The sequence below is a fragment of the Variovorax ginsengisoli genome, assembly GCF_030486595.1.
In the GTDB taxonomy this organism is placed as follows: domain Bacteria; phylum Pseudomonadota; class Gammaproteobacteria; order Burkholderiales; family Burkholderiaceae_C; genus Variovorax; species Variovorax ginsengisoli_B.
Genome location: NZ_JAUJZH010000003.1, coordinates 254,068 through 273,915, shown reverse-complemented (window position 1 = coordinate 273,915; position 19,848 = coordinate 254,068). Strand labels below are relative to the sequence as shown.

Below are 19,848 nucleotides of genomic sequence, written 5' to 3'. Positions count from 1 at the left end.
CGTGAGCCTTGTCCTTTCGGCCGCAGCGCTGCGCTTCGCCTGGCCGGGCGCCGACCGCGCCTGCATCGACATCGAGCGCTTCGAGGTCGATGCCGGCGAGGCGGTGTTCCTGCACGGGCCGAGCGGCTGCGGCAAGAGCACGCTGCTGTCGCTGCTGGCCGGCGTGCTGATCGCCGACGCCGGCCAGGTCCGGCTGCTGGGCCACGACTGGGCCGCGCACTCGGGCGCCGCGCGCGACCGGGCCCGGGTCGCGCACGTGGGCTACATCTTCCAGCAGTTCAACCTGCTGCCCTACCTCAGCGTGCTCGACAACGTGCTGCTGCCCTGCCGCTTCTCGGGCCGCCGCATGGCACAGGCCTCGCAGGACGGCTCGGCACAGGCGCAGGCCCGCGAACTGCTGGCCCGCATGGGCCTGGACAGCAGCCTCTGGCAGCGCCAGGCGATGCAGCTGTCGGTCGGCCAGCAGCAGCGCGTGGCGGCCGCCCGGGCCTTGATCGGCCATCCCGAGGTCGTGATCGCCGACGAGCCCACCTCGGCGCTCGACGAGGACCGCCGCGAGGCCTTCCTCGACGTGCTGCTGGCGGCCTGCGCGGCCCATCGCAGCGCGCTGGTCTTCGTGAGCCACGACCAGCGCATCGCCGCGCGCTTCTCGCGCCACGTGCTGCTGCCCGAGATCAACCGCGCCGCCTCGGGGGTGGCGGCATGACGGCGCTGTTCGGCATCGCCTGGCGCAGTGCCTGGAACCGGCGCTTCACGCTCGCGCTCACGGTGCTGTCGATCGCGCTGTCGACCTTCCTGCTGCTCGGCGTCGAACGCATCCGCACCGAGCTGCGCGAGAACTTCTCGTCCTCCGTGTCGGGCACCGACCTGATCGTCGGCGCACGCACCGGCTCGACCCAGCTGCTGCTGTATTCGGTGTTCCGCATCGGCGCCGCCACCAACAACCTGCAATGGAAGAGCGTGCAGGCGCTGGCCGCCCACCCGGGCGTCGCCTGGGTGGTGCCGGTGTCGCTCGGCGACTCCCATCGCGGCTTCTCGGTGCTGGCCACCACGCCGGCCTATTTCGAGCGCTTCCGCTACGGCAACCGGCAGCCGCTGCGGCTGCGCGAAGGCAAGCCCTTCGCCGAGCTGTTCGACGCCGTGGTCGGCGCCGAGGTGGCGGATTCGCTCGGCTATCGCGTCGGCCAGCAGATCACGCTGGCGCACGGCAGCGGCGAGCTCGACGTCTCCGACCATGCCGACAAGCCCTTCACCGTGGTGGGCGTGCTCGCGCGCACCGGCACGCCGGTCGACCGCACGGTCCACATCGGGCTCGAGGCGATGGAGGCGATCCACCTCGAATGGGTCGGCGGCGCGCCGATGCCGGGCCTCAAGATCCCGGCCGAGCAGGTGCGCAAGTTCGACCTCACGCCCAAGACCGTGACGGCGGTGCTGGTCGGCCTGAAGAACCGGGCCGCCGTGTTCGCGGTCCAGCGCTGGGTCTCGACCTATGGCGGCGAGCCGCTGATGGCGATCCTGCCGGGCGTGGCACTCGACGAACTCTGGCGCGTGGTCGGCGTCGGCGAGAACGCGCTGCTGCTGATGTCGGCACTGGTCGCGCTGGTGAGCCTGGCCGGGCTGGTGTCGGTGGTGATGGCGGGCCTGAACGAACGGCGCCGTGAACTCGCCGTGCTGCGCGCGGTCGGCGCCAGCCTGCGCCATGTGCTGGCGCTGCTGGCGCTCGAAGGCGCCCTGGTGACGCTGCTGGGCGTGCTGCTCGGCGTCGTGGCGACAGTGCTCGGCGTCGCCTGCCTGTCGCCCTGGCTGCAGTCCCATTTCGGTCTCGCACTGCGGCTGACCGAACCCACCCCCAACGAATGGCTGCTGCTCGCGAGCGTGCTGGCGGCCGGTTGGCTCGCCAGTTTGCTGCCGGGCATTCGTGCCTACAGGCTGTCGCTTGCCGATGGACTCTCACCCAGGATCTGACACATGAACTTGCGCCCTCTTCTTCTGTCGCTGCTTTCGTTCACCATCGCCGGCAGCGCCCTCGCGGCCGGCCCGGCGCCGCAGGCCACCTCGCCGACCCAGCCGCTCGGCGGCAAGGTCGCCGACACCAAGGCCGTGCCGGGCCAGCCGCGCGTCATCACCTGGGAAGAGCTGGTGCCCAAGGACTGGGACCCCGGCAAGGAGCTCAAGGGCATCGACCTGAGCAAGCTCGACGACAGCGACCCGCGCGCCAACGAGCTGCTCATGAAGCTGCAGGAGGTGTCGAACAACGCACCGACCAATCCGGCGCTCAACGGCGTCGACGTGAAGATCCCGGGCTTCATCGTGCCGCTCGAGGAGAACAAGGGCGAGGTCACCGAGTTCCTGCTGGTGCCCTACTTCGGCGCCTGCATCCACACGCCGCCGCCGCCGGCCAACCAGATCCTCCACGTCCGCCCGAAGCAGGGTGCGAAGTTCCGCGCCATGGACACGGTCTGGGTCAGCGGCAAGCTGCAGACCGTGCGCAACGACTCGATGATGGGTGTCAGCGGCTACCAGATCGTCGCTGACAGCGTCACAAAGTACAGCGGCAGCCCGAAGCCCTAACCACCCGCCCTAGGCCGGAACAACTGGTAGATCCGGTCGTAGAAATCGGCCGGGAAGCGCCAGTAGCGCGCGCCGCCGGGGGTCTGCTGCTCGTCGAGCCCGCGCCGCGGCGGCGGCGCATTCAACAGGAACTGCGCCACCATGTCGCCGCTGACCCAGGGGTCGTCGTACCAGAAGGCGTGCGAACTCTCGGGCAGGTTGGGGATGTCGTTCGGGTCGACGCGGATCAGGTCGAAGCGCAGCTTGCGCGATGCGTCGACCAGGAAGCGGGTCTGCTCCTCGTCGAGTTCGGTCACGTCGGGTCGGCCCGCGCGCGAGGCGCGGCCGACGATGGCGGCGAAGCGCAGCACCGAGTCGTTGAGGTTGGCGGCAATACTCACGCGCTCGATGATGTCGATGTAGCCGGTCAGCTCGTTGACGAAGCGGCGGGTGTCGATGTCCGGCGCCGCGAAGTAGATCTGCCCGAGCCGCAGGCGCTGCTGCAGCTGGGCCCGCGTCTCGCCGGGCCGCGGCGTGCCCAGCTGCACCAGTGCCGGGCTCAGCACCTGCGCGCCGGCGCTGTAGGCCAGCACGTCGATCTTCGACGCCGTGGTGTTCTCGCCCAGCAGCTCGACCATCCGCGCGAAGGGCTCGACCGTGCTGGCCGCATTGTTGACGTCGGTCAGGTAGCGCAGGATCGATCCCGCAGAAGGCCACATGAAGACCAGCACCACCATCCGCCGTCCGGTGAAATGGCGAAACTGCGCCGCCTGGGCGGCCGCACGGGGGACCGTGTTGTTGGAGCCATGCACGTAGATCAGCAGCTCGCTGTTGGGACTGGCGGCCAGCGCCTTGTTGATCATCGCGAAGAAGGCCTGGGCCTCGGGCGAATTCTTCACGTCCTCGTTCGAGCGCAGCACCGCCTTCTGCTCGAGCCGCTCGAGGTGGACGATCGGGCGCTCGTCTGGGTCGGCGCTGGTCGACAGCCGATGCAGCGTCTCCCAGTCGAGCGACTCGTCGCCGACCCGCACATGCGCCACGCCCATGCGCAGGTCGTCGGTCGGCACGATGGTGTGGACCGGATCGGGATGCTCGATCAGGGCCAGCCGGTTGGTGGCATAGAACACCGGCACGTCGGTGGTCTTGAGCTTCTCGCCGATCTTCTCGAAGGGGTCGATGTCACCGTTGCTGAAGCTCACCGGGGTGGGCATCAACCGCACCGGGGCGTAGCAGCCGGCCAGCAGCACCGCGGCCAGCAACGAGAGGACAAGGCGAGCGGCCCGGCGGATTCCGACTTGAGAGGGGTGCATGCGCCGGAAGTATAGGGAGCCCCCACAGACGGCTGCGAACGTGCCACCATGGCGGTCCCGAAAAAAGGAGACCACCATGTCCGATCACGTCTACAAGCTTCTGGAACTCACCGGCTCGTCCCCGACCAGCAGCGACGATGCAGTGCGCCGCGCGATCGCGAAGGCCAGCGAATCGGTGCGCAACATCCAGTGGTTCCAGGTCACCGAGACCCGCGGCCACGTGGTCGACGGCAAGGTCGGCCACTGGCAGGTGACGTTGAAGGTGGGCTTTACCCTCGAGGACTGAGCCTCCGACTCGCCCCGAAGCGGGGCGAAATCAATCCGGTGCCTGGATCACCCGGTCGAATTCCTCGTCGGCCGGCACGTTGTCGGCGTCGAGTTCGCTGGCGTCGGTGAGGTCGATGCCGGTTTCTTCCGACAGCTCGTCGGTGGCGCCGGTTTCGTCCGAATCGAATTCCTCTTCGTCCTCGGGCAAGACGTCATCGGTGTCGTCGATCTCGGGTTCGTCTGCGGCTTCTCCGGACCGCAGAGGGGGGTCGGCGCTGGTCATGATCGGACTCCTAGATTGCTGCTTTGCATGATGCGCTCCAGTAGGCGCGCCCCAGCCGAATCCACCTCATCGGCGGAGGGACAAGAAGCTTGTCAGAAAGCGCCGCGGGTGTCCATTCAATGCGTGTGGGCCGCTTCGTGGGCGGCGTCTTGGCCGGCGCCTTCGTGGGCATGGTCGTGGTCGCCATGCGCCAGGCGGCTCACCAGCGTGACCAGCACGATGCCTGCCACCAGCCAGACGATCTGCAAGGCGGTCTGGCGCGCGGGCAGCCGTTTCTGCAGCTGCGGGATCAGGTCGGCCAGGGCCACGTACACGAAACTGCTGGCCGCCAGCACCAGGAAATACGGCAGCCAGCCGTGCAGCCGGTCGACCAGCCACCAGCCGACCACGCCGCCGAGCGCCGTCATGGTGCCGGCCAGCGAGACCTTGACCAGCGCCGCCCGCGGGTTGGCTGAACTCTGGCGCAGCACCACCAGGTCGCCGATATGGTGCGGCACCTCGTGCGCCAGCACCGCGATCGCCGCCACCATGCCCAGCCGCAGGTCGGCAATGAAGGCCGAGGCGATCAGGATGCCGTCGCCGAAGCAGTGCACGCTGTCGCCGGTGAGCACGGCCCAGCCGCCGCCGCCGCGCGGCGCATGGTCGTGGCCGTGCGCATGGGCATGGGCATGGGCATGCGCATGCGCATGGGCGTGGCCGTGGCCGTGGTCATGGCCCTGGTGATGCTCGTGGCCGTGGTGCCACAGCTCCGCCTTGTCGAGCAGGAAAAAGAAGACCAGCCCGAACAGCAGCACGCCGAACAGTACACCGGGTTCGATCCGGCTCTCGAAGGCCTCGGGCAGCAGATGCATGAAGGCGGTCGCGAGCAAGGCGCCCGCGGCCAGGCTCAGCAGGTGCTGCGGATTGACCCCGCCGGAGCCGCTGCGCACTCCCACACGCAGCAGCAGCGCGGCGATCCAGACACTTCCGATGCCGGCGACCAGGGTCGCGGCGATGATGGCAAACAAATTCATGGCGGCTTCGCGCTTGGGAGGCAAAAACAAAAGCCGCCCATCGGACGGCTTCGGCGCTTCGATCTTATCAACCGTGTCAAGGGGGATGCCCCGGAGCGCCGCGATAGGCGCGCGCCGCCAGCGCCGACGCCAGCACCTGCGCCGGGTCGAGCAAGGCCAGGCCCTCGGTCCCGGCCGCCCCCTGCAGCCCGAGCGGGATCTCGGTGCAGCCCATGACGATCGCGACCGGCCCGTGGCGCTGCGCCAGCTGCAGCGCCACCCCGCTGAAGCAGGAACGGGCCAGCCCCATGTCGCCGGCCTTCACGCCGTCATAGATGCCGCGCATGAGGAGGCGGCGCTCCTCGTCCCGCGGCAGGTGGCAGGCGATGCCGGCGTCGGCCATCGCCTGCGCGTAGAGACCGACCCGGTAGGTGCCTTCGGTCGCCATCAGCGCGGCGCCGCGCACGCCCTGCGCCGCCAGGTGGGCCGACACCTCCCGCGCCACGTGCAGCACCTCGACCTGCGGAAAGCGGGCCTGCAGCGTCCCGTGCCAGGCGTGCGCCGTGTTGCAGGCGATGGCCACCGCGCGGCTGCCCAGCGCGGCCAGCCGCCCCAGCGCCTGCAGCATCGGCTCGAGCGGCTGGTGGGCGCCGGACTCGCTCGACTCGAGCGCACCGCTGCGGTCGGGCACCGGCACCTGGGCCAGCCAGTGCTCCGGAAAGGCTTGGTCGCCGACCACCTGGCCGTGCGCGCGCAGCAGGCGGGCGCAGGCGTCGACGAACAGGCGCACGAAGTCCGCGCCGGCCGCCGGGCCCATGCCGCCGAGGATGCCGACCGTTTGCGGCGCGAGCATTCGATGCCGCCTCTCGGGTTCAGGTCGCGGGCTTGTCGTTCGGCGCCTGGATGTTCTCGCGCAGCTGCGGGCTCATCGGCAGGTTCAGCGGCACGCCCTTGGGCGGGATCGGCTGCAGGAACCACTTGGCGTACATCTTCTCGAACTCGCCGCTCTTCATGAGGTCGATGAAGGTGTCGTCCACCAGCTTCTTGAAGGCCGGGTCGTCCTTGGGCAGCATGCAGGCATAGGGCTCGACCTGCAGCGCGTCGCCGACGACCTCGAAGTCGGCCGGGTTCTTGGCGTTGGCCATCAGGCCGAACAGCAGGATGTCGTCCATCGCGAAGGCGACCGCGCGGTCGCTCTCGACCAGCAGGAAGGCGTCGGCGTGGTCCTTGCCGAGCACCAGGTCCATGTCGAGGTTCTTCTCGGTGTTGTACTTGCGCATGACCAGGGCGTTGGTGGTGCCGGTGGTGCTGGCCACGGTCCTCTTCGCCAGGTCGGCGTAGTTCTTGATCTTCGAGGACTTCTTCACCAGCAGCCGGGTGCCGGTGTAGAAGTGGTTGATCGCGAAGCTGACGTCCTTGGCACGCGCCGTGTTGTTGGTGGTCGAGCCGCACTCCAGGTCGATGGTGCCGTTGCTGATCAGCGGGATCCGGTTCTGCGAGGTCACCGGCATCAGCGCCACCTCGAGCTTGGGCTTGTTGAGCTTCTTCTTGACCGCGTCGACCACCGCGTTCGACAGTTCGACCGAGAAGCCGATCGGCTTCTCGCCGCCCGCGAGGTAGCTGAAGGGCACGGACGATTCGCGGTAGGCCAGGGTGATCTTGCCGCTCTCGGCGATCTTGGCCAGGGTGTCGGCGGCTTGGGCGCCGGTGGTGGCTGCGGCGAGCAGGACCGCGGCCATCGATGCGGAGAATTTCATGGAGCCCTTTCGGCTGATTGAAGGTAAGCAAGTGTAGGAATCATTCCTGCGCGGCTCACAATTCCTTTTCTGCGCCGGGGCATGACCAAAAGTTATGGGCTGGGCATGCCATGTGCTTTGGCTATGGGCTGCCGCGCTTTTGGCATTTCCCGGCGCGCCGGCGCGAACCTACAGTCGACCCTTCCGAAACAAGAGAGAGGAACGCGTCATGCACGTCTGCGTGCTCGGGGCCGGCATCGTCGGCCTGGCGACCGCCTGGCGGCTGAACCGCCAGGGTTTCCAGGTCAGCGTGATCGACCGTGCCGCGCCCGGCGCCGGAGCGAGCGGCGGCAATGGCGCGCAGCTGAGCTACTCGTACGTCCAGCCGCTGGCCGACCCGTCGATCTGGAAGCAGTTGCCCAAGCTGCTGCTGTCGCCCTCCTCGCCGCTCAAGCTGCGCCCGCAGCTCGACCCGCTGCAATGGCGCTGGGCCCTGACCTTCCTGGCGGCCTGCAACGCCCGCACTTCGCACGAGAGCACCGCCAGCCTGCTGGCGCTCGCGGCGCGCAGCCGAGCCGCCTTCGAGGCCATGCGCGCCGACGTCGCGCCCGACTGCGATTTCTCGGCCACCGGCAAGCTGGTGCTCTACGCCAGTGCTGCATCGCTGGCCGGCGCCCAGCGGCAGCTCGAACTGCAGCGGACCATGGGCAGCCAGCAGCGCCTGGTCACGGCCGACGAGTGCATCGCCATCGAGCCGGCGCTGGCCAGCTACCGGGCGCGGATCGCCGGCGCCGTCCACACGCCCAGCGAATGCGCGGCCGACTGCCTCAAGGTCTGCACGGAGCTCCTGCGGGCGCTGCGCGCGCGCGGCGTGCGCTTCATGCTCGACACCGAGATCACCGGCTTCGATGCCCGCGACGGGCGGGTGGCGGCGGTGCACACCGCCGCCGGCGACGTCGAGGCCGATGCCTTCGTGATGGCGCTGGGCACGGCCTCGCACCGGCTCGGGCGCCAGCTCGGCGCCTACCTGCCGGTCTATCCGCTCAAGGGCTACAGCATCACGGTCGATGTCGATCCGACACCGGGCGCGGCGCCGCAGGTGAGCGTCACCGACAGCGTCCGAAAGGTGGTGTTCGCGCGCATCGGATCGCGCCTGCGGGTGGCCGGCATGGCCGAGCTGGTCGGGCACGACGCCAGCATCCCGGCCCAGCGCATCGAGGCGCTGGCCGAGGCCACGCGCGCCGTTTTCCCGCGCGCGGGCCGGCTCGAAGCACTGCAGCCCTGGACCGGCATGCGGCCGGCCACGCCGACCGGCGTGCCGATCGTCGGGCGGCTCGCGGGCGCCCCCTCGAACATGCTCTTCAACACCGGCCACGGGGCGTTGGGGTTCACGCTGGCGTTCGGCTCGGCCGAGCGGGTGGCGGAGGCGCTGGACTGAGCGAGTCCGGCGCCCGGCCGCTCATCGTGAGCGAAGAGTCCGCGGTCGTCTTCCATGCGATCATTTCCTCCAGATCCTCGACGGGGACCCCATGATCTCGACCGACTGGAAACGCCGCGCCAGGCTGTTCATCCAGCGCTTCTGGCAGCCCACCTCCGCCTGCATGACCTGCATGCCGGGGAGCTGGAGCAACCTGATGAGCGCGGCGCATTGGGCGACCGCACTGCAGACCGGCCTGGCGACCGGCATCCTGGCGGTGCTCCTGACCTTCACGCCGGCGGCCAGGCTCTACGGCAACCGGTACGGAAATGCGCTGGTCGTCGGCTGCCTGACCGCGCTGGGCGACGCCTACTCGCATGCCAATCACTACGACATCCCCTACGCCGAGGCGCTCGTGACAGGGGTCATTTCAGGTCTGCTGGCGCTAGCGGGCTCGTACCTGTTCGAAGACCGCGCGCGACGCCTGCGGGCGGCATGGGCGCGGATTTCGGGGCGCTGAGCGGGCACTCAGGCCGGCCGGCGCCAGCGGCCGGACTCGGAGCAGACCACGGCCCGTTCACCGTTCAGGCGGACCTGCTCCTGGTCGATCCCCAGGGCGGCGGCGGGATCGGTGTCGAAGTCCACCCGGAGTGTGCGTCCCACATGGGGGTCTTCGATCGGCAGTTCCCAGGTCAGGAACACCTGGGTGCAGTCCAGGCCGGGCGCGAAATCGGCCGGGTCGAAGCCGCCGCCGTGGCGCCGGATGACGGCGTGCGGCTGGCCGGTGTCGAACACCACCGCCGTCCCGCGGGCCAGCGGGATTCGATGGCCCGCCACCGGAAAGTGCAGGTCCAGGCCCTTGTCCTCGCTGACGAAGAGATTGCAGAAGGCGGCCCCGCCGTAGTGCTCGCCGTCATGGTGGTACCGCGCGCCCCGGCAGGCCATCAGGGCGACCTCGCTGGTAGCCAGCACCTCGGACAACCCCAGCGTGCGCGTCCAGTCGGACATCGCCTGCACGCAGTGCCGGTAGTCCGGCCAACGGGCACGGGCGCGCGCCAGCGGCAGGGACTCGACATCGCCGGGCTCCAGTTCCAGCCGCGCGGCGACCTCCCGCTCCCAATCGGCAACCAGGCGCGCGGGCGGCGCGGGCAGGTCGAGCCGGCCCCACAGCACGACATCGCTCACGCTTCGGCTGCGCAGGGCGTCGCCGCTGTGGAACAAGGACGTCAGGCGGTCGGGAGGGCGGCTCATCCTGGCACCTTCATCTCCTCGATCGCCTCGCGCATGAAGCGGGTGATGCTGCGCACCGCGACCGAATCCGGCCGGCCGGCGAAGCGCAGCGCGCGGATCGGCACCGGGATGTGCGGCTCGAGCGTCAGCACGTCGACCTTGCCGCGATCGGCCGAATTCGCGGTGCAGCCGTCGACCAGCGCCACGCCCAGTCCATGGTGCGCCATCGCCAGCGCCGCATGGTAGGTCTGCACCGTGACCACCGCCTGCTGGAAGCCCACGCCGGCCTGCCGGCAGGCCTGGCTCAGGCTGGTGCCCACCGGGTCGCGGCTGTCGAGCCCGATCACCGGCAGCTTGACAAGGTCGTGCAGGGCCACCGAGCCGTTGCGCAGCAGGGCCCGCGGCAGCATGCCCTTCGGGGCGATGCAGACCATGCGGCTGTCGGCCAGCGCCTCCTGGGTCAGCGAGGGATGCACCGCCGGGCTGAACGCGAAGCCGACATCGGCCTCCTGGAGCAGCAGCGCCGACATGATCTGCGGCGAATGCAGCGACTCGAGCGTCACCGCGATCGACGGATGCTGCTCGCGGAAGCGCTTCAAGGCCCGCGGCAGCACCTCGTAGCTCAAGGCCAGCACGCTCAGGACGCGGAGTTCGCCCGCATCGCTCGCCGTGCGCAGGTTGGCCGCCAGCCGCTGCACCTCGTCGAGCTGCGCGAACAGGCGCTCGATGTGCGGATAGAGGGCCAGCGCCTCGGTGGTGGCGGAGAGCCGGCCCTTGGCGCGCTGGAACAGCGGAAAGCCGAGCTGGATCTCGGCATGCTGCAAGGTGCGGCTGACCGCCGGCTGCGTGATGTTGATGAGCCGCGCCGCGGCGCTCACGCTGCCGGTGAGCATGATGGCGTTGAAGACCTCGATGTGGCGCAGGCGCATCAATCGCTCAGGGGGATGAGATCTTGTCGCGCGAGATGTCCATGATCAGCTGCGCCGACAGCGCCAGCCGCGGCTCGATCGAATCGATCAGCACGTACTCGGCGTCGGCCGAGTGGGCGCCGAAGCCCTGCAGGCCGAAGCGCTCGACCACGGCCGCCTTGGTTTTCAGGGCCGCGAAGGCCGCATCGGTGCCACCGCCGGCGACCTTGTCGTCGGCGCCCAGCTCGCGGCCCATCTCCTTGTAGATCTGCTGCGCATGCAGCGCCAGGGCCCGCGAGGCGTCGTTGGCCTCGAGCGGCGGCCGGCGGCGCTCGAACTTCAGCTCGACCTTGGCCTCGGGGACGAGCTGCTTCTTCACCCGCTCCTGCACCTGCTGCTCGATGCGGTCGTAGTCCGCGACCCTGAGCACCCGCACGTCGGCGCCCGCCGTGGCGCTGGCCGGGATCACGTTGCGGTTGCTGCCCGAGCGCGAGATGGTCCAGTTCATCTTGAGACCGGTCGCCGGGTCGGACAGGTCGCGCATCTGCAGGATCTGGTGCGACAGTTCGTACAGCGCATTCACGCCCAGCTCCGGCGCCGACCCCGCGTGCGAGGCCTTGCCGGTGACGTTCAGGGTGACCGAGGCGATGCCCGCGGTGGCCAGCGACAGCTTGTCGCCGTGGATGTAGGCACCTTCGTAGGACATCACGACGTCGTGCTCGCCACCCAGCTGGGTGATCAGCTTGCGCGCTCCGGGCGAGCTGATCTCCTCGTCGCCGTTGATCAGCACGGTCAGCGTGCCGTACTCCTTGAAGTCCATCGCCTTCAGCAGCGCCAGCGTGTGGGCGATCACGGCGATGCCCTGCTTGTCGTCGGCGATGCCAAGACCGTAGGCCTTGTCGCCTTCGATGCGGAAGGGCTGCTTGTTCAGCATGCCGATCTGGTAGACCGTGTCCATGTGCGCGATCAGCATGATCTTCTTGCTGCCGGTGCCCTTGAAGGTCGCGCGCACGACCTTGCCGATCTTCTCGGGCGTGTCCTCCATGCGGTAGGCGTCGGCCGAGGGATCGATCAGTTCGACCTGGCCTCCGAGCGCACGGAACTTGTCCGCGATCAGGTTGGCGATCTTGTCGAGCCCTTCGAGGTCGCGGCTGCCGGATTCGATCGAGACCAGCTGGTTCAAGGTCTGCAGCAGCGCCGGTTTTTCATTGGCGGCCAGCGCGGCGATGCGTGCATCGGGGGCGGCGGATGCGCTGCCCATCCAGGCGGCGCAGACGGCGCAGAGCGCAAAGGTGGCGAGAGCGGAGCGTTTCATCGGGTTCATTTTTCTCTTGGGGATTCTCAATGTGCCTTGTCCCAGTTGGGTCCGAAGCCGATTTCGGCCAGCAGCGGGACCTTGAGGTCGGCCACGCCGGCCATCAGGCGCGGTATTTCGGTGCGGACCCACTCGACCTCTTCCTCGGGCACTTCGAAGACCAGTTCGTCGTGCACCTGCATGATCATCTTCGTGCCGCGCTGCTCGGCATCGAGCACCTGCTGCACCTTGACCATGCTGAGCTTGATCAGGTCGGCCGCCGTGCCCTGCATCGGCGCATTGATCGCGGCGCGCTCGGCGCCGCCGCGGCGCGGGCCGTTGGGCGAGTTGATCTCGGGCAGGTAGAGCCGGCGGCCGAACACGGTCTCGACATAGCCCTTCTCCTTGGCCAGCGCCTTGGTCTCGTCCATGTAGACCTTCACACCAGGGTAGCGGGCAAAGTAGCGCTCGATGTAGGAGGCCGCGGCCTTGGTCTCGATGCCGAGGTTGCGCGCCAGCCCGAAGCTGCTCATGCCGTAGATCAGGCCGAAGTTGATCACCTTCGCATAGCGGCGCTGCTCGCTCGACACCTGGTCGACCGGGACGCCGAAGACTTCGCCCGCCGTTGCGCGATGGACGTCGATGCCTTCGGTGAAGGCCCGCAGCAGCGATTCGTCGCCGCTGATGTGGGCCATGATGCGCAGCTCGATCTGCGAGTAGTCGGAGCTCGCGATGACACGGCCCGCGGGCGCCACGAAGGCCTCGCGCACCCGCCGGCCCTCGGGCGTGCGGATCGGGATGTTCTGCAGGTTCGGGTCGTTGCTCGACAGCCGCCCGGTCACCGCCACCGCCTGCGCGTAGTGCGTGTGGACGCGGCCGCTGCGCGGATTGGCCAGCAGGCCCAGCTTGTCGGTGTAGGTGCCTTTCAGCTTGGACAAGCCGCGGTGCTCGAGGATCTTCGCCGGCAGCGGGAAATCCTCGGCCAGCTTCTCGAGCACTTCCTCGTCGGTGCTCGGTGCGCCGCTCGGCGTCTTCTTGATCACCGGCAGCCCGAGCTTGGTGAAGAAGACCTCGCCGATCTGCTTGGGCGACCCGAGGTTGAAAGGCTGGCCCGCGAGCGCGTAGGCCTCCTCCTCGAGCGCCATGATGCGCTTGCCGAGTTCGTTGCTCTGCGACGCCAGGGTCGGCGCGTCGATCAGCACGCCGTTGCGCTCGATCCGGTAGAGCGTCTCGCTGCTGGCCATCTCGAGCTCGTAGACGAAGCGCAGTTTCTCGTCGGCCTCGAGCTTCGGCCAGAGCACCCGGTGCACGTCGAGCGTCTGGTCGGAGTCCTCGCACGAATATTGGGCCGCCTTGTCGATCGACACCTGGCTGAACGAGATCTGGTGCGCCCCCTTGCCGCACAGGTCCTCGTAGTCGATGCCGCTGCGGCCCAGGTGCCGCTCGGCCAGGCTGGCCAGGCCGTGCGGCTTGTGCACTTCGAGCACATAGCTCTGCAGCATGGTGTCGTGGGCGTAGCCCTGCACCTCGATGCCATGGTTGGCGAACACGTGGCGGTCGTACTTGACGTGCTGGCCCAGCTTCTTCTTCGCGCCGTTCTCGAGCCAGGGCCTGAGCTTGGCGAGCACCTCGTCGCGCGGCAGCTGCGCCGGCGCATCGGGGTAGTTGTGGGCCACCGGGATGTAGGCCGCCGCGCCCGGCTCGACGCTGAAGCTCAGGCCGACGATCTCGGCGCGCATCTCGTCGAGCGAGGTGGTCTCGGTGTCGAGCGCGACCAGCTCGGCGGCCTCGATCTTGGCCAGCCAGGCGTCGAAGGCCTCCCAGGTCATGACCGTGTCGTAGGCCAGGTTGCTGACCTTCTCGGCCGCCGCCTGGGCCGGGTCGCTGAACAGGTCGCCGTTCGCCTCCGGGCCGCCGCGCTTCTTGTTTTCCTCGATCAGTTCGGGCGGCACGGCGTGCGCCTCGAGCGACTTCACCAGGCTCTTGAAGCCGTACTGCTCGTAGAAATCCTTGAGCGCGTCGACCTGCTGCGGGCCGATCGCGATCGCGTCCAGCGCCGGCAGGCCGGCCACATGCTCGCCGAGCTCGCAGTCGGTGCGGATCGTGACCAGCCGGCGGCCCTGGGGCAGCCAGTCGAGGGCCTGGCGCAGGTTCTCGCCGGCCTGGCCCTTGACCTCGGCCGCGCGCGCGATCAGGGCATCGAGCGAGCCGTATTCGAGCAGCCACTTGGCGGCGGTCTTGGGGCCGACCTTCGGCACGCCCGGCACGTTGTCGACGCTGTCGCCGACCAGCGTCTGATAGTCGATCATCAGGTTCGGCGGCACGCCGAATTCAGCCGTCACGCCGGCCACGTCGCGCTTCTTGCCGTTCATGGTGTCGATGATCGTGACGTGCTCGTCCACCAGCTGGCTCAGGTCCTTGTCGCCGCTGGAGACGATCACCTCGATGCCCTGGCGGGCGGCGGTGCGCGCCAGCGTGCCGATCACGTCGTCGGCCTCGACCTCGGGCACCGTCAGCACCGGCCAGCCGAGCATCCGCACCACGCGGTGGATCGGCTCGACCTGGCTGCGCAGATCGTCCGGCATCGGCGAGCGGTTGGCCTTGTAGTCGGGATACCAGTCGTCCCGGAAGGTCTTTCCGGGCGCATCGAAGACGCAGGCCGCGTAGTCGGCCCGCACCTCGCGCCGCAGCGCCTGCATCATGTTGATCATTCCGCGGATGGCCCCGGTGGCGGGGCTGCCGTTGTCGCCCGGAACGGCGCGCAGATCGGGCATCGCGTGGAAGGCGCGATAGAGGTAGCTCGATCCGTCCACGAGCAGCAGCGTTTTCTTGTCGGTCATCGGGCCATTTTGCCGTGCCGCGCGGCCGCCCCCGGAAGGCCGAAAAGATCGGCCCTCGTGGCTATCTCCGGACCGGACCCGGACCTACAATCTCTTCCATGTCTTCTTCCATGCCCCTGGTTCGCCTGGCACTGCTCGCGCTGGCCTGCGCCGCGCCCGCCGCCGTCGTCTTTGCGCAAAACCCGCAGCCTGCGGCCCCGGCGCCCGCCCAGGCGCAGCCGGACCCCGACAAGGCCGCCGGCCGCCAGAACCAGACGATCGAGCGCATCCACGTCGAAGACAGCGGCGCCACCATCGACGAACTCCGCGTCGGCGGCCAGACCCAGGACATCAAGGTCAAGCCCAAGAACAACGCGCCGGCCTACCAGGTCCTGCCCAACACCGAGGAGCGCAGCCGCAGCCAGGGCCAGTCCGACTCCAGCGCGGGCGAAGGCGGCTCGCGGGTCTGGTGGAACGTCTTCAAGTTCTGAGCGCGCAGTGGCGGTTTTCACGGAAGTCGGATTCGACGAAGCAGACGCGCTCGTCCGGCGCCTCGGCCTGGGCGCCCTGACCGCCCTCAAGGGCATCGAGGGCGGCATCGAGAACACCAACTACTTCGCCAGCACCGAATCCGGCGAATATGTCCTGACCCTGTTCGAGCGCCTGGGCGCCGAGCAGCTCCCCTACTACCTCTGCCTGATGAAGCACCTGGCGGCGCGCGGCATCCCGGTGCCCGAGCCGGTGGCCGACCCGGCCGTGGCGCCGCCCCAGGGCCACCCGCTGTCGATCCCGGCCAACGCCCCCTGCGAGCTGCTGCACACGGTGGCGGGCAAGCCGGCGGCGGTGGTCCAGCGCCTCAACGGCAAGAGCGAACTGGCCCCCTCGGCCGCCCATTGCGCCGAACTCGGCCGGCTGCTCGCCCGCATGCACCTGGCGGCCCGCGACTACCCCCGCATCCAGCCCAACCTGCGGGGCCTGGCCTGGTGGAACGACACCATGCCGGTGGTGCTGCCCCACCTGGACGCCGCCCAGGCCGCCCTGCTGCGCAGCGAGCTGGCCTACCAGAACCACGTGGCCGAGTCCTCGGCCTATGCGGCGCTGCCGCGCGGGCCGGTGCATGCCGACCTGTTCCGCGACAACGCGATGTTCGACACCCACGCCAGCGCCGATGCGCCGCGTCTCACCGGGGTGTTCGATTTCTATTTCGCCGGCGCCGACAGCTGGCTGTTCGATCTCGCCGTCTGCCTGAACGACTGGGCGATCGACCTGGCCAGCGGCCGCCACGATGCGGCCCGGGCCGATGCCCTGCTGGCCGCCTACGGCACCGTGCGGCCGCTGACGGCGCCTGAGCGGGCATTGCTGCCGGCGATGCTGCGGGCCGCGGCGCTGCGCTTCTGGATCTCGCGCCTCTGGGACTTCCACCTGCCGCGCGAAGCCAGCATGCTCAAGGCCCACGACCCCACCCACTTCGAGCGCGTGCTGCGGCAGCGCGCCCACGCCACCTTCGAATTTGCGACCGGCGCCGACGCGCTGGCCGCCTGACCGGACCCGATGAAACTCAATCTCGTGCCGGCCCGTACCGGCGTGCTGTGGGTCCGTAGCGGGCTCAAGGCCTTCGCCCGGCAACCGCTGGCCTTCATCTCGCTGTTCTTCTTCTTCATGGCGCTGGTCTCGATCGCCTCGCAGCTGCCGCTGGTCGGCGCCGCGATCGCGCTGATGCTGCTGCCGACGATGACCCTCGGGCTCATGGCGGCGGCACAGCAGGCCGCCGGGCCCGAAAAGCCGGCGGCCGGCACCGTCTTCCTGGCGGCCCTGAATGCGGTTCGCACCGACGTGCGGCCGATGGCGGTGCTGGGCGCGCTGTATGCCGGGCTGTTCCTCGGGGTCATGGCGATCTCGGCCCTGGCCGACGGCGGCCAGTTCGCCCGCGTCTACCTGCTCGGCGGCCCGCTCACCCGCGAGCTGGCGGAATCGACCGAATTCCAGGTTGCACTCTGGATCGCCATGGGGCTGTACCTGCCGCTCTCGCTGGCTTTCTGGCACGCACCGGCGCTGGTCCACTGGCACCGCGTGCCGCCGGCCAAGAGCCTGTTCTTCAGTTTCGTGGCCTGCTTCAAGAACTTCGGCGCCCTCACCGTGTTCGGCCTGGCCTGGGTCGGCGTCTTCATCGGCGCCGGCATCGTGCTGAGCCTGCTCGCCAGCCTGCTGGTGGCGGTGGGCGCGATGGGTGCCGGCGACGGTGCCGCCGCGATCGGCGGCGCCATGATGATCGCCGGCGCGCTGGTGATGGCGGCGATGTTCTTCACCAGCACCTGGTTCACCTTCCGCGACAGCTTCCAGGAATAGGCTCGCCCCCCAGGTTGGCTCACTGCGTGTAGCCGCCCACCCCCCTGCCGGGGGGCAACACCAGCGGCCCGGCGAAGCCGGTTCCGCAGTGTTTCACCAACGGGCCGGGCTGCGCCGGCCGTGGCCGGGATGGCGGAGGTCTCAGACGGGCGTGAGCTTGGCGACCGAGAGCGCCAGCCACTTGATGCCGTGGCGCGGGAAATTGATCTGCGCGCGGGCGTCGTCGCCGGTGCCTTCGAGCGCGGTCACCGTGCCCTCGCCGAACTTGTTGTGGAACACCTGCATGCCCGAGCGCAGCCCGTGCGACGGCGCGGCCTTCTGCGGCGGCACCGGCGGGCTGGCGAACGAATCCTTGCTGAAGCCGCCGGCGCCGCCGCGGGTCGTGGCATAGCCGCCGCCATAGCCGAAGGCCGAAGGCGTGAAGCCCTGGTTCTTGGGCGTCAGCCACTTGAGCGCGCCTTCGGGCAGTTCGTCGAAGAAGCGGCTCTTGAGGTTGTAGCGGGTCTGGCCGTGCAGCATCCGGGTCTGCGAGTGGCTCATGTAGAGCCGCTGGCGTGCGCGCGTGATGGCCACGTACATCAGCCGCCGTTCTTCCTCGAGGCTCTCGTTGTCGCTCATCGAGTTCTCGTGCGGGAACAGGCCCTCTTCCATGCCGGTGATGAAGACGCAGTCGAACTCGAGGCCCTTGGCCGCGTGCACGGTCATGAGCTGCACCGCGTCCTGGCCGGCCTGGGCCTGGTTGTCGCCCGATTCCAGCGCCGCATGGGTCAGGAAGGCGGCCAGCGGGCTCAGGGTCTCGCCGGTCTCGGCGTCGGGCGCCAGCGGCTCGTCGAGCACGGGCCGGTTCGGGTCCAGGCCCTGGCTGGCCGGCGACTGGCGCAGCTCGTCGACCGGCAGCGCCACCGCGTCGCGGCCGAAGCCCTCCTGGGTGACGAAGCTCTCGGCCGCATTCACCAGTTCTTCCAGATTCTCGATTCGGTCGGCGCCTTCGCGGTCGGCCTTGTAATGCTCGATCAGGCCGCTGTGGTCGAGCACCAGCTCGATGATCTCGCGCAGCGACAGGCCCTGTGTCTGCTCGCGCAGCACGTCGATCTTCGCCACGAAGGCGGTCAGGTTGCTGCCGGCCTTGCCGCCGACCGCACTCACCGCGTCGTGCATCGACCGGCCGGCGGCCCGGGCCGCATCCTGCAATTGCTCGATGCTGCGGGCGCCGATGCCGCGCGGCGGGAAATTGACGATCCGCAGGAAGCTGGTGTCGTCGTCCTTGTTCTCGAGCAGCCGCAGGTAGGCCAGCGCGTGCTTGATTTCGGCCCGCTCGAAGAAGCGCAGCCCGCCATACACGCGGTACGGCACCGCGGCATTGAAGAGCGCCGTCTCGATCACCCGGCTCTGCGCATTGCTGCGGTAGAGCACGGCCATTTCCTTGCGATCGATGCCGTCGCGCACCAGCTGGCGCATCTCCTCGACCATCCATTGCGCCTCGGCGAAGTCGCTGGTCGCCTCGTAGACCCGCACCGGCTCGCCGGGGCCCTGGTCGGTGCGCAGGTTCTTGCCCAGCCGCTTGGTGTTGTGGCTGATCAGCGCATTGGCCGAATCGAGGATGTTGCTGTAGCTGCGATAGTTCTGCTCGAGCTTGATCTGGTGCGAGACATCGAACTCGCGCACGAAATCGGCCATGTTGCCCACCCGCGCCCCACGGAAGGCATAGATGCTCTGGTCGTCGTCGCCGACCGCGATCACGCTGTTGTCGTTCGGCGTGAAGCGGCCCTCGGCCGTCGTGCCCGAGAGCATCTTGATCCAGGCGTACTGCAGCCGGTTGGTGTCCTGGAACTCGTCGATCAGGATGTGGCGGAAGCGCCGCTGGTAGTGCTCGCGGACCGGGTCGTTGTCGCGCAGCAGTTCGTAACTGCGCAGCATCAGCTCGCCGAAGTCGACCACGCCCTCGCGCTGGCATTGTTCTTCGTAGAGCTGGTACAGCTCGACCTTCTTGCGGTCGTCGTCGCTGCGGGCCTCGACGTCGCGCGGGCGCAGGCCGTCTTCCTTGGCGCCGGCGATGAACCATTGCGTCTGCTTGGCCGGAAAGCGCTCGTCGTCGACATTGAACTGCTTCATCAGCCGCTTGATGGCCGAGAGCTGGTCCTGGGTGTCGAGGATCTGGAAGGTCGACGGCAGGTTGGCGAGCTTCCAGTGGGCCCGCAGGAAGCGGTTGCACAGGCCGTGGAAGGTGCCGATCCACATGCCGCGCACGTTGACCGGCAGCATCGCGCCCAGCCGGGTCATCATTTCCTTGGCGGCCTTGTTGGTGAAGGTCACGGCCAGGATGCCGCCCGGCGACACCTGGCCGGTCTGCAGCAGCCAGGCGATGCGGGTGGTCAGCACCCGGGTCTTGCCGGAACCGGCGCCCGCCAGGATCAGGGCGTTGCCGGCCGGCAACGTGACGGCGGCACGCTGCTCCGGGTTGAGGTTGTGGAGCAGCGGCGAATCTGCGGCGGCCGCGAGGTCGGTGAACATCCGTCGATTGTAGAAAGCCCTGCGTATCGGGGTTATACGAAGTTGCCCAAGCCCCCGACGCGGGCAAGCGTGTAAAATCAGTCACCGGGCCCAAGTTTCTTGCGCCCGGTTTTTTGTGCCCGTTTCACGCTGCGTCCCGCAGTGCAGACAGCTCGAAAACCGGCCGGACCAAGCGCTCATTCACC

Annotated in this window: 19 protein-coding genes; 9 read left to right on the top strand and 10 right to left on the bottom strand. The window is 68.9% G+C overall.

The window, feature by feature from the left end; genetic code table 11:
* The first annotated feature begins 1 nt into the window (after window position 1).
* The 3 genes from QZH52_RS05940 to QZH52_RS05930 are packed head-to-tail and all read left to right on the top strand — an operon-like array spanning window position 2 to window position 2,571.
* The gene (locus QZH52_RS05940; RefSeq protein ID WP_301805374.1) at window positions 2–706 is read left to right on the top strand and encodes an ABC transporter ATP-binding protein; all 705 of its coding nucleotides are present in this window, start codon (window positions 2–4) and stop codon (window positions 704–706) included.
* A complete protein-coding gene (locus QZH52_RS05935) occupies window positions 703–1,965 on the top strand; it encodes an ABC transporter permease (RefSeq protein ID WP_301805372.1) in 1,263 nt (420 codons plus the stop codon). Before QZH52_RS05940 ends, QZH52_RS05935 begins: the two co-directional genes overlap by 4 nt.
* Window positions 1,966–1,968: 3 nt before the next feature.
* Entirely contained in the window at window positions 1,969–2,571 is a 603-nt protein-coding gene (locus QZH52_RS05930) for a DUF3299 domain-containing protein (RefSeq protein ID WP_301805370.1), read from the top strand.
* Here the strand turns inward: QZH52_RS05930 and QZH52_RS05925 are convergent.
* Entirely contained in the window at window positions 2,568–3,860 is a 1,293-nt protein-coding gene (locus QZH52_RS05925; protein ID WP_301805368.1) for an alpha/beta hydrolase, read from the bottom strand. The two genes, QZH52_RS05930 and QZH52_RS05925, sit on opposite strands and share 4 nt — an antisense overlap.
* A gap of 76 nt (window positions 3,861–3,936) precedes the next feature.
* On the opposite strand from QZH52_RS05925, the gene QZH52_RS05920 reads away from it, so the two are divergent.
* Window positions 3,937–4,146, top strand: a complete 210-nt coding sequence (locus tag QZH52_RS05920; RefSeq protein WP_286369278.1) for a dodecin — start codon at window positions 3,937–3,939, stop codon at window positions 4,144–4,146.
* A gap of 30 nt (window positions 4,147–4,176) precedes the next feature.
* Here the strand turns inward: QZH52_RS05920 and QZH52_RS05915 are convergent, their stop codons facing one another.
* The 4 genes from QZH52_RS05915 to QZH52_RS05900 form a co-directional block, all read right to left on the bottom strand.
* Window positions 4,177–4,410 carry a hypothetical protein gene (locus tag QZH52_RS05915; RefSeq protein WP_286526398.1) on the bottom strand — a complete coding sequence of 78 codons (234 nt, stop codon included), beginning with the start codon at window positions 4,408–4,410 and terminating at the stop codon, window positions 4,177–4,179.
* Between the two features lie 116 nt (window positions 4,411–4,526).
* Entirely contained in the window at window positions 4,527–5,423 is an 897-nt protein-coding gene (locus QZH52_RS05910; protein ID WP_301805366.1) for a ZIP family metal transporter, read from the bottom strand.
* A gap of 76 nt (window positions 5,424–5,499) precedes the next feature.
* Window positions 5,500–6,255 (bottom strand): aspartate/glutamate racemase family protein, encoded by a 756-nt coding sequence (locus QZH52_RS05905; protein WP_301805363.1) that lies wholly within the window; start codon window positions 6,253–6,255, stop codon window positions 5,500–5,502.
* Window positions 6,256–6,274: 19 nt separating this feature from the next.
* Window positions 6,275–7,159 carry a transporter substrate-binding domain-containing protein gene (locus QZH52_RS05900; RefSeq protein ID WP_301805360.1) on the bottom strand — a complete coding sequence of 295 codons (885 nt, stop codon included), beginning with the start codon at window positions 7,157–7,159 and terminating at the stop codon, window positions 6,275–6,277.
* 208 nt (window positions 7,160–7,367) lie between these two features.
* Between QZH52_RS05900 and QZH52_RS05895 the strand changes: the two genes are divergently transcribed.
* On the top strand, window positions 7,368–8,576 hold the full coding sequence (locus QZH52_RS05895; protein WP_301805357.1) for a D-amino acid dehydrogenase: 1,209 nt from the start codon (window positions 7,368–7,370) through the stop codon (window positions 8,574–8,576).
* A gap of 94 nt (window positions 8,577–8,670) precedes the next feature.
* Entirely contained in the window at window positions 8,671–9,075 is a 405-nt protein-coding gene (locus QZH52_RS05890; RefSeq protein WP_301805766.1) for a hypothetical protein, read from the top strand.
* Window positions 9,076–9,083: 8 nt separating this feature from the next.
* Here the strand turns inward: QZH52_RS05890 and QZH52_RS05885 are convergent, their stop codons facing one another.
* The 4 genes from QZH52_RS05885 to polA are packed head-to-tail and all read right to left on the bottom strand — an operon-like array spanning window position 9,084 to window position 14,827.
* A complete protein-coding gene (locus QZH52_RS05885; protein WP_301805355.1) occupies window positions 9,084–9,806 on the bottom strand; it encodes a hypothetical protein in 723 nt (240 codons plus the stop codon).
* Window positions 9,803–10,714, bottom strand: coding sequence for a LysR family transcriptional regulator (locus tag QZH52_RS05880; RefSeq protein WP_301805353.1), 912 nt, complete (start codon window positions 10,712–10,714; stop codon window positions 9,803–9,805). Before QZH52_RS05880 ends, QZH52_RS05885 begins: the two co-directional genes overlap by 4 nt.
* A gap of 7 nt (window positions 10,715–10,721) precedes the next feature.
* On the bottom strand, window positions 10,722–12,017 hold the full coding sequence (locus QZH52_RS05875; protein ID WP_436411546.1) for a M20/M25/M40 family metallo-hydrolase: 1,296 nt from the start codon (window positions 12,015–12,017) through the stop codon (window positions 10,722–10,724).
* 17 nt (window positions 12,018–12,034) lie between these two features.
* Complete coding sequence (gene polA / locus QZH52_RS05870) at window positions 12,035–14,827, bottom strand: DNA polymerase I (protein WP_301805346.1); 2,793 nt, start codon at window positions 14,825–14,827, stop codon at window positions 12,035–12,037.
* Between the two features lie 98 nt (window positions 14,828–14,925).
* On the opposite strand from polA, the gene QZH52_RS05865 reads away from it, so the two are divergent.
* The 3 genes from QZH52_RS05865 to QZH52_RS05855 are packed head-to-tail and all read left to right on the top strand — an operon-like array spanning window position 14,926 to window position 17,152.
* Entirely contained in the window at window positions 14,926–15,297 is a 372-nt protein-coding gene (locus QZH52_RS05865) for a hypothetical protein (RefSeq protein WP_286526409.1), read from the top strand.
* Window positions 15,298–15,304: 7 nt separating this feature from the next.
* Entirely contained in the window at window positions 15,305–16,348 is a 1,044-nt protein-coding gene (locus QZH52_RS05860; protein ID WP_301805341.1) for a homoserine kinase, read from the top strand.
* Between the two features lie 9 nt (window positions 16,349–16,357).
* Window positions 16,358–17,152 carry a BPSS1780 family membrane protein gene (locus tag QZH52_RS05855; protein ID WP_301805340.1) on the top strand — a complete coding sequence of 265 codons (795 nt, stop codon included), beginning with the start codon at window positions 16,358–16,360 and terminating at the stop codon, window positions 17,150–17,152.
* A 141-nt stretch (window positions 17,153–17,293) separates the two neighbouring features.
* Here QZH52_RS05855 and QZH52_RS05850 read toward each other — a convergent pair whose 3' ends face one another.
* Window positions 17,294–19,663, bottom strand: coding sequence for a UvrD-helicase domain-containing protein (locus QZH52_RS05850; RefSeq protein WP_301805337.1), 2,370 nt, complete (start codon window positions 19,661–19,663; stop codon window positions 17,294–17,296).
* Between the last annotated feature and the right edge of the window lie 185 nt (window positions 19,664–19,848).